The organism is Occallatibacter sp. (assembly GCF_035317045.1).
Classification (GTDB): Bacteria; Acidobacteriota; Terriglobia; order Terriglobales; family Acidobacteriaceae; genus Telmatobacter.
In genome coordinates this window covers 179,918-193,882 of the sequence record NZ_DATHHT010000039.1, presented here as the reverse complement: position 1 = coordinate 193,882, position 13,965 = coordinate 179,918, and the positions used below count along the sequence as shown (strand labels likewise).

Below are 13,965 nucleotides of genomic sequence, written 5' to 3'. Positions count from 1 at the left end.
TGCGCGCCTCTTGTCGTATGCTGCAAGCGCCTGCTCTGCATTCTGAGCCTGCTTGGGAAATGCTTGCGTAAACCAGTCGCGCTTTGCCTTCAATGTGGCGTACACAAAAACATGAAAGCATCCCGGCTGACACGCCAGTGCGCATGCCGCGCCCCGCCCCACTAGCACACAATTGCCTTCCTTGGCCGCATTCAAGATCTCTTCGCGAACCAGCGTCAGCATGCGCTCGGAATCGAAAACGTGCTCGTCCGAGAGGCCGGTCATCTGATACGCCGTGTCATGCCAGAACACTCTACCGTAGCGGTAATACCAGGGATCGAGTCGATCGTCGAACTTTGCCGCCAGTTCCGGCGAAACGCCGGCACGCTTCCCAGCCGCGCTCACGAGTTCCGCATCCAGCAACCGCCATCCCAACCGCTCTGCCAGATCGTGGGCAAACTCCCCGCCCCGCGACCCGTACTCTCGTTCTACCGTGATTACCCTGATCGGCGCATGCATCATCGGAATTCCCCCCGCCATTGGGAGCATACAACGGAACCGCATTTACCCCGCAAGCTTGTAGACACAGAGAAAACGTCTTCGGTTGCTTGGAATCCACGACACCTTGACTATCTACAATCAATGTTGTAGATAATCTAGGTATGGGTAAACCAAGCGATCTCGTCCAGGGCACTCTCGATCTTCTGATCCTGAAAACCCTGCTTCCCGACGCCATGCACGGATGGGCTATCGCCAAGCGGATTCAACAACTTTCGGGCGAAGTGCTGCAGGTACAACAGGGCTCGCTCTATCCGGCTCTCCACCGTCTTGAACAGCAGGGCTGGATCAAGGCGAAGTGGGCCGAAAGCGAGACCGGCCGCCAGGCAAAGTTTTACTCGCTAACACTCGCCGGCCGCACCCAGCTCGAAAAAGAAACCGCCAACTGGAACCGGCTGTCCGCCGCCATCAACCTGGTTGTAAGCGAGGCCTGATCGATCTGCTTCCCTCAACCGAACGAGAGAGGAATCCATGCGTTGGTTTGATCAACTTCGAATGCGGGTTCTGATGCTCTTCAGCCGCCGCCGCGCGACCAGAGGACTCGACGATGAATTGAGTTTCCACCTCGACCGCCAGATCGCTGAAAACCTCGCAGCCGGCATGACGCCGGACGAAGCCCGCTATTCCGCCCTTCGCACCTTCGGCAATCCCGGATTGCTGCGCGAGCGGTCCCGCGCCTCCTGGAGTTGGAACGGTCTCGAATCGTTCCTGCGCGATCTGCGCTACACTGCGCGCACCCTGCGCCGCAGCCCAACTTTCTCTCTAATGGCGATCCTCGTCATCGCGCTGTGCATCGGAGCCGCCACATCACTTTTCACCATCGTGCGTTCGGTCCTGCTCAAGCCGCTCCCCTTCCGCGATCCCGGCCAACTGGTCATGGTCTACGAACACTTCCGCGGCGACTGGGCAAATCAGGATGGGTTCAACTACAACGTTGTCTCGCCTGCCGACTACTACGACTGGCGTGCGCAGACCCACGGTTTTAAGGACATGGCCGCCTGGCGCTGGTGGCAGTTCAACCTCACCGGGGAGCGCGATGAACTACCGGAGGTGGTCACAGCCGCCGCTGGTACCTGGAACTTCTTTCCGCTCCTCGGTGTCCAACCGGCATTAGGGCGAACCTTCACTGAATCCGAAGATCATCCGGGCTCAGATGTCGTCATGCTTACATGGAGCGTCTTCGAGCGCCGCTTTGCCGGAGATCCTTCCATTGTCGGCAGGCAAATCCATCTTGATGGCAGGCCCTGCACGGTTGTCGGAATTCTGCCGAGAGACTTCGCATATCCGGATGCCACGGTGCAGGCATGGGTTCCCTATCAGTCCATCGCAACGCCCGAATCGCTACGGCACCACGACTGGCATGGGAGCCACGTCATCGCTCGCCTCGTTCCCACCGTCAGCCTTGACAATGCCATCAGCCAGGTTGAGGCCGTGCAGTATCGCGAACACATGCAGTACCTCAATGCGCCGGTGGCCGAAGACGTTGCGCCGCGTGCCATCAGCGACGACTTGGCGAAAGATGTCAAGAAACCGCTGATCCTTCTCATGTGTGCCGTCGCCTGCATGTTGCTCATCGGCTGCCTCAACGTCGCCAATCTTCTGGTGGCGCGCGGTGCGGCGCGGCAAAAAGAGGTTGCCATTCGAGGCGCCCTTGGCGCACAGCGATCGACGCTTGTTCGCGAGCAACTGACTGAAAGCCTGCTGATTTGTTTTGTTGGCGGCGCTGCTGGAGTGCTGTTGTCACTTACCGCAACAAGATGGCTTGCCCACGCGTGGAAGGACCTGCCCTCTGCGCAGGGAATTCGTGTCGACGGCGTGGTACTCGGTTTCGCCTGCGCCCTCGTCTTCGTCGCAGCGCTGTTGGCGGGCCTGCTGCCGGCCATCTCTTCCACTGGCAAGGCGGTCTTTGCTGCACTTCAAGCGTCATCGCGCACTACCGGCGGCAGCCTCTCGCGCACCGCGTTGCGCAAGACACTGCTCACGGTGGAAATCGGTGTCACGGTGGTGCTTCTCATCGCCGCCGGCCTTCTCTTGAAAAGTTTCGTCCGTCTCCGGACAACCGATGTGGGTTGCACAACCGACAGCGTGCTCACAATGAGCTACAGCCTTCCTAAGGAGAAATACGACAAGCCTGAAAAAGTGAACGCATTCAACGAATCACTCCTAACGCGGTTGCGCGCGTTGCCCGGCGTTCGCGCCGTGGCACTCGGTTCCACATTGCCCGCCAACAGCTGGGGCGGCGACGATGTCTTCACGATTTCCGAACACCCGCCCATCAGGCCCGGTGCGGAATTGCCCGACGCGCTGAACCGTCTCGCCGATCCGGCTTATTTCACCGCTTTAGGAATCCCACTGCTGCAGGGACGCTTCTTCACCATGCAGGATCGCGATGACCACGGCAAAAAAGTCATCATCAGCAATCAGCTCGCACGGCAATACTTCCCCGGCGAAAATCCCATCGGCAAACACCTTCTTGATTCGGCAAGAGACAAGGCCGGGCTCGAGGTCGTGGGCGTTGTGGGCGACACGCTCTGGCAGGTAGGTCAGCCGACCAAAGCGACCATGTATTTTCCACTCTTTTCAGGAAATTTCGAGAATAGCTTTGGCTTTTCTCTCGCCGTGCGCACTGCGTCCGGTCCGCTGGCCATGTCAGTCCCCGTTCAGAAGCAGATCGCCGGGCTCGATCCGCAACTTCCCGTTTCCGATGTACTCACCTTCGACCAGGTCATTGGAGGCTCCATTGGCAACGCGAGTTTCAGCGCGACGCTCGTTCTGGCCTTCGCAGCGCTCTCTCTGCTCCTTGCGTCCGTCGGCCTCTATGGTGTCCTGTCTTACCTGATGACGCAGCGCATGACTGAAATCGGAATTCGCATTGCACTCGGCGCTCGGCGCGAACAGGTCCTGCGCCTCGCGCTCGCCGACGGACTGCGACCCGCAATCCTCGGATTGGCTTTCGGTCTTGCAGCAAGCGCCGCGGCAGTTCGGCTCATCCAATCGATGCTCTACAAAACCGAGCCTTTTGATCCCGCAGTCTTTGCCCTGGTAGCGGCCGCACTGCTGCTCGTCGCAGCCGCCGCATGTCTGGTGCCCGCATGGCGCGCCTCGAGGCTCGACCCGATGCAAGCTCTTAGAACCGAATAACAGGAGGAATCGCCATGCGTTGGCTCGAACAACTCCGAATGCGGTTCTTGATGCTCTTCGGTCGCAGTCGCGCCGCAGCACGCCTCAACGACGAGTTGGCTTTCCATCTCGATCACCAGATCGCGGAAAACCTCGCCGCCGGAATGACGCCGGACGAAGCGCGTTCCTCCGCCCTCCGCACCTTCGGCAATCCTGCGCTCTTGCGCGATCAAGCCCGCGCAACCTGGAGTTGGGAGGGTTTAGAGTCCGTGGTCATCGATCTCAAATACGCCTTTCGCACTTTGCTGCGCACGCCGGGATTCGCTGCCATCGCCATCATTGTCATCGCCCTCGGCATTGGAGCCAATGTCTCGCTCTTCACAATCGTTCGCTCCGTGCTGCTCAAGCCGCTACCCTACACCGATCCCAGCAGCCTCGTTCGCCTCTACGAGGTCAGCGCCGATGGCAAGTTTCCCTTCAACAACAACGCCCCGGGCGTTTACAGCGAGTGGAGAAAATTCAATCAGAGTTTCAGCGATCTAGCCATCGTCGGATACGCCGGCTTCAACCTCTCCGGCAACGGCGGCCCGTTGCCCGAGAACGTGCGTGCCGCCACCTTCTCCTGGAACCTGCTTCCCGCCCTCGGCATTCAGCCCGCGCTCGGCCGGGGATTCGCTGCCGGCGAAGATCAACCCTCGGCCAATCCCACCGTGCTCCTGAGCTGGGGCCTCTGGAAGCGCCGTTTCGGCGGTGATCCCGCGATCCTCAACCGCACCGTCCTACTCGACGACAAACCCTACACCGTCGTCGGCGTTATGCCGCCATGGTTCGCTCTGCCCGATCCCGCCATCCAGCTGTGGGTTCCCATTTATTACAATGAGCCCGCCGATTATATGAAGTCGATGTCGCACGACTTCCATGTCATCGGCCGCCTCAAACCCGGCGTCACTCTGGCCCAGGCCCGGAGCGATCTCACCGTCATCACGCGCCGCATCCACGACACCAATCTCTCAGATCCCTTTGTGAGTGTAGGTGCGAATAGCAAGCCTCTCCTCGAGTCTCTTGTCGGCGATCTCAAAACTCCGCTTTACGTCCTTCTTGCCGCAACCGGCTGCCTTCTGCTCATCGCATGCCTCAACGTCGCCAACCTTCTCGTCGCACGCGCCGCAGCGCGCCGGAAGGAGTTCGCGATCCGCACCGCCATGGGCGGCGGACGTCTCCGCCTTCTTCGCCAACAACTCATTGAGAGCCTTCTTCTCTCCACGGCCGGCGCCATCATCGGCTTCCTTCTCGCCATCGCTGTCCTGCATTGGTTCATCACCACCCGCCACGATATGGCCCGCGCCGAATCCATCGCCATCGACTGGGTCGTCGTCGCCTTCGCGCTCTCGCTGGTCGTGGTCTTCGCGGCATTCGTCGGCCTCATCTCCGCATTCTCCATGCGCGGCGATCAGCCCCTAACCGCATTGCAGGAGTCTTCACGCAGCCAGAGTGCAGGCCGCGGGCGTGTTCGCCTCCGCGCCGTCCTCCTCACGCTCGAAGTCTCCCTGACCGTCGTCCTGCTCATCGGCGCGGGACTCTTGATCAAAAGCTACGCGCGCCTCCGCTCCACCGATCTCGGCTGCCTTACGCGGAACGTCCTCAAGCTCGACATCAACCTTCCGCAGGTTCGTTACAAGCAACCCGCGCAGGTTAGCGATTTCCTTCAAACCTTGCTCATCCGCGTCCGCAATATGCCCGGGATCGATGCAGCCGGTTTCATCTTTCCCGTCGTCCCAGGCGACGGCTACGGTGGCGACAGTGGCTTTGTCGTCACCGAGCATCCGCCGCTGCCGCAAGGCAAGCAGCAATATGCCATGCATCGCTGGAGCGACCCCGGTTACTTCAGCGCCATCGGAATCCCCTTCCTCCACGGCCACACTTTCACCAGCGATCAGCGGACCGGTCACGCCACCGAGGTCATCATCTCCCAGTCCTTCGCTCGCCAGTACTTCCCCGGTGAAGACCCCATCGGCAAGCACCTCGATACCCTCGGCAAGCGCACCTTGGAAATCATCGCCGTCGTCGGCGACACCCGCATTGAAATCGGCGCTCCCCCCGAACCCATGATGTACTTCCCGCTCTACGCCGTCGACGACATGCACGGCGCATCGCTCGTCATCCGCTCCAGTCGCGACGTAACGCAGTTCGCAATGCCCGTTCAGCGTCTCGTCTCCCAAATGGATCGCGACCTGCCCGTCTCCGACATCCTCACCTTGGACGAGGTCATTGGTCGCAACATCGTCGACAATAGCTTCGACGCCACTCTGGTCACCGCCTTCGCCGGCATCTCTCTTGTGCTCGCCGCCGTCGGGCTCTTTGGAGTTCTTTCTTTCATCGTCGCGCAGCGCACCAGCGAGATCGGCATTCGTATCGCCCTCGGTGCGCAACGCACCCAGGTCCTCGAAAAAGTTCTGGCTGACGGCCTCCGCCCCGCGCTCATCGGCCTTGCTCTTGGACTTCCAGCCAGCGCTGCAACCGTCGACCTCATAAAGTCCATGCTTTACAAGACCGAGCCCATCGACCCGGCAGTCTTTGCCACGGTGGCCATCACTTTGCTGTGCATCGCAGTCATCGCCTGCATAGTTCCCGCCTGGCGCGCGTCGCGTCTCGATCCCATGCAGGCTCTACGAACTGAATGATCCCGGAGGTCTCCTTGCGCCTTCTCTCACGAATCCGAATGGTCCTTCTCTTTCTTTTCCGGCGACGTCGCGCCTCCAGCCAGCTCGACGACGAGATCCGCTTTCACGTCGATCGCCAGATCGCTGAAAACCTCGCCGCCGGCATGCCTCCAAACGAAGCCCGCTACTCCGCCCTCCGCACCTTCGGCAATCCCGCATTGCTACGCGAGCAATCCCGCGCCACGTGGAGTTGGAATTGGCTTGAATCCCTCGTCCGCGATCTCCGCTACATTGTGCGCGCCCTCGTTCACTCTCCCGGATTTGCTACGATCGCGGTACTCATCATCGCTCTTGGCATTGGTGCAAACGTTGCGCTCTTCGCTCTGGTTTACCGCGTCATCCTTAACCCGTTGCCCTATCGGGATCCGGGCCAGCTCGTCACCCTCTACGAACATGAATCGAGTGGCAGCAATCCCCACAACTATCTCCCTGTTGCCATGGGAACCTTTTTCGAGTGGCAGCGATCGTCGCAACGCGTCGCCGAAATGTCCGTTGTCTCTCCATTTCAGGCCTACAACGTTTCCGCGGAGGGCGGAAAGCTGCCGGAGAAGATCGACGCCGCCATGTGCTCTTGGAACTTCTTCTCCGTCCTCGGCGTCAGCCCGGCGATGGGTCGCTCTTTCGGCCCATCAGACGATCGTGCGGACTCCGAAGCGACGGTGATTCTCTCCGCATCATTCTGGCATCGCCGCTATAACGGCGATCCAACCATCGTCGGCAAAAAGATCTGGCTCGACGCAAAGCCCTACACGGTCATCGGCGTCATGCCCGCTTCCTTCGTCTACTCCGGCGCCTTCGGCGGCAACACTGACCAGATCTGGACTCCGATCGCTCACGAAATGCCTCCCATGATGCTGGAGACGTTTGAAGACCACGAAACCATCGTTGTTGCGCGACTGCATTCCGGCACAACTCTTCCGGCGTTACTTAGCCGCCTTGTCGCCGTCCAGACCCAGATCAAGAATGGGCATCCCGGCCCCGCCGTTCACGATTCGGTCATCGGACGCAGCCTTCTCGACGACGCGGTTGACGATTACAAGACGCCGCTCTATGTCCTGCTCGCCGCCACCGTCTGCGTCCTTTTCATTGCTTCTATCAACGTTGCCGGGCTTTTGGTGGCTCGCATGGCCGCCCGCCGCAGAGAACTGGCAATCCGCGTTGCACTCGGAGGCGGATGGCTTCGCCTGATGCGCGAACGCATTCTGGAAAGCCTCCTTCTTTCCCTGCTTGGTGGAGTATTCGGCCTGATCCTTGCTGGTGGAGGGCTCCAATGGCTTGTCCATGCTCGCCCCGACATGAATCGCATTCAAGATATTCGCATGGGCGTTGCAGAGATATGCTTCACCATCGTCGCCATCCTCGCCACCGCCCTCTTCGCTGGCTTGATCAGTGGCTTTAGTTCCAACGCCAAAAACGTACTTGGTTCTTTGCACGAAGCGTCCCGCGCCAATAGCGGCAGCCGAGCCCGAGCCGGTCTGCGTCGAGCATTGCTCGTCATCGAGGTCTCACTTACCGTCGTTCTTCTGATCGGAGCCGGTCTCTTGATCAAGAGTTATCAACGCCTGCGCTCGACCGATCTCGGTGTACCAATTGACAACGTCCTCACCATGCACTTCAGCCTGCCCGATGTTCGATACACCAACGCGGTCCAGCAGGTTCAGTTCTTTGAGAACCTCATCACCCGTGTTCGCACCATGCCCGGCATACAATCCGCAGGGCTCGTTAGCTCGGCACCTGGTCAGGGTTGGGGCGGCGATAATCTCGTAAGCGTCATCGAGCATCCTCCGCTCCCCAAGGGCAAAGGGCTTGACCTGCAAATGCGGGGGGCGGATCCGGGTTATTTTGCAGCCATCCAGATTCCCCTCGTGCGCGGCCGCATCTTCACCACCGACGAACGCTTGAAGCGTGCCAATGTCGCGGTCATCTCTCAGAGAGCAGCCGACATCTGCTTCCCAGGCGAAGATCCAATCGGGAGACATCTGAAAATTGACTTTGACGGCCGCGTTGCGGAAGTCGTTGGTGTGGTTGGCGACACGCTTTGGAGCGTTTCCGAACCTCCCATGCCGACCTTGTATGTGCCGATCTACGGCAATGGCTATTCCGGCGCCACCATCGTTTTGCGTTCTTCACCGAACGTTGAAGCGCTGGCGATGCCCGTGCAGAAGGTCCTCGGCAGCCTTGATCCAGATCTCCCCGTGTCCGGTGTCCGGACCCTCCGCGAGACGATCAGCAAGTCAACCGTCGATTCACAGTTTGATTCGCTTCTCACACTGGCCTTTGCTGTCATCGCGCTGGTCCTTGCTGCGGCGGGCCTCTACGGAGTGCTCACTTACCTGGTCACGCAGCGCACATCTGAATTCGGCATCCGTATCGCGTTGGGTGCCAGGCGCAATCAGTTGCTGAGTGCGGTTCTGTTCGATGGATTGCGGCCAGCCCTTATTGGCCTTCTGATCGGCCTCGGTGGAAGCGCATTTGCCGCGCGCCTCATCAAATCGATGCTGTATCAAACGGAGCCCCTCGACCCAAGCGTGTTCGCGGCGGTCGCAGGAACACTTCTCCTGGTCGCCGCAATCGCGTGCCTTGTCCCCGCCTGGCGTGCTTCCCGCCTCGACCCGATTCAAGCCCTGAGAACAGAATAGGCGCGGAGTTTGCACCCCGCGCCTACGCTTGCTTCACAAGCTTTCGGATTGTTATTCCCTATCTCACTGCGTTACCGGCGCCGCAGGAGGCGCCTTCGGCGCTTTCAGATGCGGCCCGCTCCCGGAGGACGGTCCGGCAACCGCTGGCGGGGGAGGCGGCTCTTCGTCGCCGCGCTTGATGTGGATGTCGCCGTTCTCCGCAGTCAGCGTCACCTTAGGCCCGCCTGCACCGATCTTGCCGCTCACCGATTTGCTTTCATCCCCATTGATCGACAGCGGAAAATCCGAAACAATATCGCCATTCCGCGTGTTCCCGGTTACCAAGGCCGCGGCACTCGGCGGAAGCGTGATTTCGACATCGCCCTTCAGATTTCTCGCCTCCAGCGTGTAGTTCCCAGCAGTTTCCACGGCAATCCGCCCGTCGCGATCTTCGACGTAACTGTCGCCGTATATCTGGCTCAGGTCCACATCTTTCGAATGCGTTTTAACGCGCACCTGACCCTTCGCCTGGGTGACGCGCAGATTATCGGAATTCAACGTCAGGTCGCCCGGCAGCGATGCCACATCCATGTCGGTCACCGACGTATGCACGTGAATCAATCCATTCACATTCTCCATGTGCACGTCGCCAAAGAGTTCACCGTTAATAATTACTTTGCCCGTGATCTCCGACAGCGTGAGATCGTTGCAGTTCCCCTCCGCTGTAAGGTCGCCGTTGACCTGGTGGGCAGAGAAGTCGCCCTTATCGGTCGAGAAACGCACTTCCACTGATCCCTTGATCACGCTGAGGTGGACGTCTCCGTGGTTCGAATTGATATTCAAACCGTTCTCAAGGTTTGCCGCCGTCACATCGCCGTGGCCCGAGTGCACCGTCACGTGCGCGCTCTTTGGTACGGTCACCGTCAGGTTCAGCCGGCCATTGCTATTGCTGTCCGACTTTACCAGCACGGCGCTTCCGCTTACCGTCACATGCGCCTGCTCCGCGTCGAAGATCTTTTTCGCTTCGTCATCCGAACCGGCAAATGCTACCTCGTGCGCCTGTACTTCGATATTGGGCGAGTCGCCCGCCGTTACGCTTACATCACCGCGCGGATTCTCGATCTGCACCGCGGCGCCCGACGGAATCGACACGTTCAAAACCTGCTGATCCAGATCGTGTTCCGGCTGCCCGAACATGTTGAAGAAGTTGTCCCCATCGTGGTCGCCCCAATCGCCTCTCCATGGGCCCCATATGCCACGCGAAGTGCCTGACGCAAAGAATCCAATGACCGCGAGCAGGATCAGGATGCCAACGAATCCGGTTCCACGCCGCACCGGAGCTTCGCGCCGCAAGTCCAGCGCCCACTCTGCCAGCATCGCCAGGCCGGCGGCGATCAGCAGCAAAGGCCACCACTTGCCGTACCAGGTCCAGAAGTTAGCCGGAGCAATATGGCCGGAATAAATCAGCAGCCACACGATGCCGATTGCCACCAGGATCAGTGGTCCGACAACTGAAGGAACGCGCGGCCCGTATGCATGCTGATACTTCGCCTTGTACGCATACTGCTGAGCTTTCCACGCATCGCGCTGGGCGCGCCACGCAGCCCTTTGCTGTTCGCGGTACACCCGCCATTGCGTTCGCGGATCGTAACCGCCGGGTGGAATATTCGGAGGCACGCTGCTCATGACTGTCCTCCTTCAGAACCCTTCGTGTAGTCCTGCCCGGCAGGAACGATCGAGGTGCCCGGTTGCGCTTGCGAAGCTCCCGCCGGTGCCGGAGTCGCAGCCGCGCCATAGGGATACGGTGAGCCCGGGTACGGTGTCTCATCTCCCGCCGCGGCCAGCGCCGCGCGCTCAGCCAGCTTCAACACGCCGATCAAAATCAGCAGCAACGGAACAAACAAACTCCAGAAATCGACAAGACCCGCTTCGTGCATCAGCAGAATTGTCCCCAGAAGCAGCAGAATCGCTGGCCCCTTCAATCGGCGAATCAGGATGTAGCGGTTCATTGCGGGCCCCCCTTCGTATCTTCAAAGCGACGCACAATCAGCCACACACCGAGTGCGATAAAGACCAGCGGCCACAGGAACTTCAGGATGTGCTCGGCCAGAAAGCCCATCTGGTTCAGCAGTAGCAGCAATCCAAACCCGATCAGAATCAGTGCTCCAATCGGCTCCTTGCGCCGCCAGAACACGGGAGGAACTGGTGGTACCGGAGGTATGGCAGGATCTACAAATCCAGCTGCCGCCGGCGGTGTATACGGTGCCTGGTACTGCGTGTATGGCACCTGCTGATAGCCCCCTGCACTCCCGCCCGGATTAGGCGCCGCAGGTCCGGCCCCGGGAACCGTAGTGCCAGGTCCCGGCGGAACAGAACTGTACGGCATGCCCGGCCGATGCTGCGGTCCACCCAGGTTCAGCCAGTTGCCCACTTCGTTCAGACCCAGTGGGTCAGGCAGCGGCTGTCCATCGCGAATCGCCTTCGCCGTGTGGAACGCCTCAAACGACTGATACAAAACCCAAGCCGGAATAAACAGGCCAAATAACCCGTAGTGCGTCGTGATGCTGATGATCACGACAAAAATCACCACGTGGATCAGCCCTTTGAAGTACTGCCCGTTGTACATCGCGCCCACGCCGGGAATTACCCCCAGCACTGCCGCGACCGACGGATTCGGTCCGCCCATGGTCGGCGCGACAAAAGGTTGTTGCACGTTCTGCCACGCAACGTAGCAAGGCTCGCAAAGAATCTGTCCATTCCCCGCATTGCGAACACAGGCCGCGCACAGCGCCTTGCCGCAGTTCTGGCAATAGGCCGTCGCACTAACACCGCTGTGATTTACGCAGTCCATACTGTGCCCCTTTCCCGTATTGCCATTTCGAACTCGGGTTCTCCGGCAACAGATCCAAGTTGCTGGAGTGCAGAGCCGCCAGAATGCGCGGGCCCGGGTCCCAAGTGACAAGTCTGTGTCGCTTGGGTGGTGGACTGTTCGTGAAGGTCAACGGAAGTCTCTAAATAGTCAGGATCCCTCAAGGAGGGTGCCCCGGATTGCTGTGGAGGATCTACGCGGGATCCGCCGTCTTTCCGGTTAGGGTTTTGTTTTGACTCCCCCGGTTGCACCGGCTGAGTCTGCTGTTGTTGCTGCGTCTCGGTTCTGCGCCGAATTTCCTGCATCCGCGACTGAACTTCGTACACCAGTTTCAGGTGATCGTAGTAGCGGATAATTGGCGTTGACGCCATTGTGAGCCTGCGCTCCATGAACGAACGCACCGCTGTCGGCCGCAGATTCGAAAGTCTCAAGTCCGCGAGCCGGACTCCCGTGATGTTCAGTGTCACCGCGATTGAAAAGAAGGCCATCGCCGCCGTCATCAGCAGCCGTGGCTCGGCGAAGCGGCGAATCCGCCCCATCATCCCCGGCCGCTGCCATGCCGGAATCGCCATCGGCACCACGTTGTCCGCGGTCGCCAGTTTGTACTCTGAGGTGTGTCCCGGCCCGGTCTGCGCCAGGATCTTATCCAGCAGACCCTCCGGGACCTCTGGTTCCGGGCTTAGAAACTCCAGCCACTCGCGCCCGCGCCGGGCTTCTTCAAAAAGAGAGGTGCATGACGGGCAGACAGCCATGTGGGAAGAGAAAGTCGCCTCGTCCTCCGGCCGCAACAGCCCGTCCAGTGCGTCGGCCAGGAGTGTTTCCCAAAGCCCGCAAGCTGGAGAGTTCGGAATGTTTCCGCGGTCTGCCATCACATCACCTCCCGCTTACTACGTTCCAGCAGGCGTGCAAGTTCCGCACGGCCTCTGCTGATGCGGGATTTAACCGTCCCTTCCGGTATGCCCAGAACCTGGGCGATCTCTTTGTAATCCATATCCTGTAAGTCCCTTAATATGACTGCTTCGCGCAACTCCACCGATACCTTGGCCAACGCGCCCTGCACCATCTTGGCCAGTTCCTTCTGGGCCGCCTTTTCATGCGGTGAAGGTCCGCTTGCCGTCAGCCTGTCAATCGGCCGCAACTCGTCCGTTTCGTCCCATCCCGCATCGAGCGAATCGGTAGACCGCTGGTTTCTTGTACGACGGAAATTGTCGACCAGCAGGTTGCGGGTCATCGTCGTGATCCACACCTGCAGGCTGCCCCTGGCGGTATCAAAACTAGCTAGATTGGAATAAATCTTGAGGAAGACGTCCTGCGTAAGATCTTCGGCATCAGCGGGATTGTTCGTAAAACGATAGCAGAGCCCGTAGACACGGCGATGGTGGGTACGAACCAGTTCGGCCCATGCTCCAGAATCCCCGTCCATGCACCGGCGGACGACTTCAGACCAGTCGATCTCCAGCGGTCCGCTCGTCAGGCGAGTGTCCGGCGTCATTGGTTTGGCTTCCTGACCGTGGCCATGAACCGGCTTCCGCGGCGCCTGGTCCAACTTGCGCCGGATGGGCACCTTCGGCGCCACCAGTCCTGCCACGCTCCAGCTTAATGTACCCGCACAAGCCATGGAGGCCTATACGTATGATTTTGTTGCGCAGTTCCCACATCCGCTACGTGGCACGCTGGCTCTCTGTGCCTCCCGGCAAGTTTTCACTCAATAAACCGATTCCGTAGCCGTTTTGACGGTTCGTCGCTTTGTCTGCGCTCAAACGGCGGCTGACAAATCGTCACGCCGGTGCGACGAAAGCGTCCGGCACAATCTGTCCCCGGCCTTGAAGCGACCCTGAGGCCTGATCGTCGCATCGAAACCACAGCAATGACAACTTCGTCATGAACGGAGCGAAATAGTGCGATTTGCCTACCTCCGCGCGACAAAACGCTCATTTTGTACCGGTTCGATGAGCTTTGCATTAAAATCTTCAGGACATTCCCTCTGGAGGGGAAGAGTTGCGCCCTGTCGATGATGTTGCCCAGTTTTATCTATAGGATCGCTGAGCACCGCTTTGGGAAGATCGCACTTTACGTTATCGTCTTCGGAGCGGTTTTTGCC

General features: G+C 59.6%; 10 protein-coding genes. 4 read left to right on the top strand and 6 right to left on the bottom strand.

The genetic code is table 11. The annotated features are described in order from the left end of the window. Positions 1 to 501 (bottom strand): cytidylate kinase-like family protein (locus tag VK574_RS19210; RefSeq protein WP_472801490.1); only part of this gene is annotated, 501 nt, incomplete at its 3' end. Between the two features lie 140 nt (positions 502 to 641). On the opposite strand from VK574_RS19210, the gene VK574_RS19205 reads away from it, so the two are divergent. Genes VK574_RS19205 through VK574_RS19190 form a run of 4 tightly spaced genes read left to right on the top strand, consistent with a single transcriptional unit; the run spans position 642 to position 9,016 of the window. Beyond that, on the top strand, positions 642 to 971 hold the full coding sequence (locus VK574_RS19205; RefSeq protein ID WP_472801489.1) for a PadR family transcriptional regulator: 330 nt from the start codon (positions 642 to 644) through the stop codon (positions 969 to 971). A 37-nt stretch (positions 972 to 1,008) separates the two neighbouring features. Then, positions 1,009 to 3,678: an ADOP family duplicated permease gene (locus VK574_RS19200; protein ID WP_472801488.1), complete on the top strand. Its 2,670-nt coding sequence runs from the start codon at positions 1,009 to 1,011 to the stop codon at positions 3,676 to 3,678. A gap of 14 nt (positions 3,679 to 3,692) precedes the next feature. Next, on the top strand, positions 3,693 to 6,338 hold the full coding sequence (locus VK574_RS19195; RefSeq protein WP_472801487.1) for an ADOP family duplicated permease: 2,646 nt from the start codon (positions 3,693 to 3,695) through the stop codon (positions 6,336 to 6,338). 38 nt (positions 6,339 to 6,376) lie between these two features. After that, positions 6,377 to 9,016, top strand: coding sequence for an ADOP family duplicated permease (locus VK574_RS19190; RefSeq protein WP_472801486.1), 2,640 nt, complete (start codon positions 6,377 to 6,379; stop codon positions 9,014 to 9,016). A gap of 63 nt (positions 9,017 to 9,079) precedes the next feature. Here the strand turns inward: VK574_RS19190 and VK574_RS19185 are convergent, their stop codons facing one another. From VK574_RS19185 to VK574_RS19165, 5 genes are read right to left on the bottom strand one after another with little or no spacing between them, the layout of a single operon-like run. Then, positions 9,080 to 10,681 (bottom strand): DUF4097 family beta strand repeat-containing protein, encoded by a 1,602-nt coding sequence (locus tag VK574_RS19185; RefSeq protein WP_472801485.1) that lies wholly within the window; start codon positions 10,679 to 10,681, stop codon positions 9,080 to 9,082. Beyond that, the gene (locus VK574_RS19180) at positions 10,678 to 11,004 is read right to left on the bottom strand and encodes a hypothetical protein (RefSeq protein WP_472801484.1); all 327 of its coding nucleotides are present in this window, start codon (positions 11,002 to 11,004) and stop codon (positions 10,678 to 10,680) included. Before VK574_RS19180 ends, VK574_RS19185 begins: the two co-directional genes overlap by 4 nt. Next, positions 11,001 to 11,846 carry a LiaI-LiaF-like domain-containing protein gene (locus tag VK574_RS19175; protein ID WP_472801483.1) on the bottom strand — a complete coding sequence of 282 codons (846 nt, stop codon included), beginning with the start codon at positions 11,844 to 11,846 and terminating at the stop codon, positions 11,001 to 11,003. Before VK574_RS19175 ends, VK574_RS19180 begins: the two co-directional genes overlap by 4 nt. Further along, positions 11,834 to 12,733: an anti-sigma factor family protein gene (locus VK574_RS19170; RefSeq protein WP_472801482.1), complete on the bottom strand. Its 900-nt coding sequence runs from the start codon at positions 12,731 to 12,733 to the stop codon at positions 11,834 to 11,836. The genes VK574_RS19175 and VK574_RS19170 overlap by 13 nt, the downstream gene beginning before the upstream one ends. After that, on the bottom strand, positions 12,733 to 13,452 hold the full coding sequence (locus VK574_RS19165) for an RNA polymerase sigma factor (RefSeq protein ID WP_472801481.1): 720 nt from the start codon (positions 13,450 to 13,452) through the stop codon (positions 12,733 to 12,735). The genes VK574_RS19170 and VK574_RS19165 overlap by 1 nt, the downstream gene beginning before the upstream one ends. Between the last annotated feature and the right edge of the window lie 513 nt (positions 13,453 to 13,965).

Coding starts and splice junctions, on each gene's coding strand:
- VK574_RS19205 (WP_472801489.1), top strand. CDS start 642: ATGGGTAAACCAAGCGATCTCGTCCAGGGCACTCTCGATCTTCTGATC.
- VK574_RS19200 (WP_472801488.1), top strand. CDS start 1,009: ATGCGTTGGTTTGATCAACTTCGAATGCGGGTTCTGATGCTCTTCAGC.
- VK574_RS19195 (WP_472801487.1), top strand. CDS start 3,693: ATGCGTTGGCTCGAACAACTCCGAATGCGGTTCTTGATGCTCTTCGGT.
- VK574_RS19190 (WP_472801486.1), top strand. CDS start 6,377: ATGGTCCTTCTCTTTCTTTTCCGGCGACGTCGCGCCTCCAGCCAGCTC.
- VK574_RS19185 (WP_472801485.1), bottom strand. CDS start 10,681: ATGAGCAGCGTGCCTCCGAATATTCCACCCGGCGGTTACGATCCGCGA.
- VK574_RS19180 (WP_472801484.1), bottom strand. CDS start 11,004: ATGAACCGCTACATCCTGATTCGCCGATTGAAGGGGCCAGCGATTCTG.
- VK574_RS19175 (WP_472801483.1), bottom strand. CDS start 11,846: ATGGACTGCGTAAATCACAGCGGTGTTAGTGCGACGGCCTATTGCCAG.
- VK574_RS19170 (WP_472801482.1), bottom strand. CDS start 12,733: ATGGCAGACCGCGGAAACATTCCGAACTCTCCAGCTTGCGGGCTTTGG.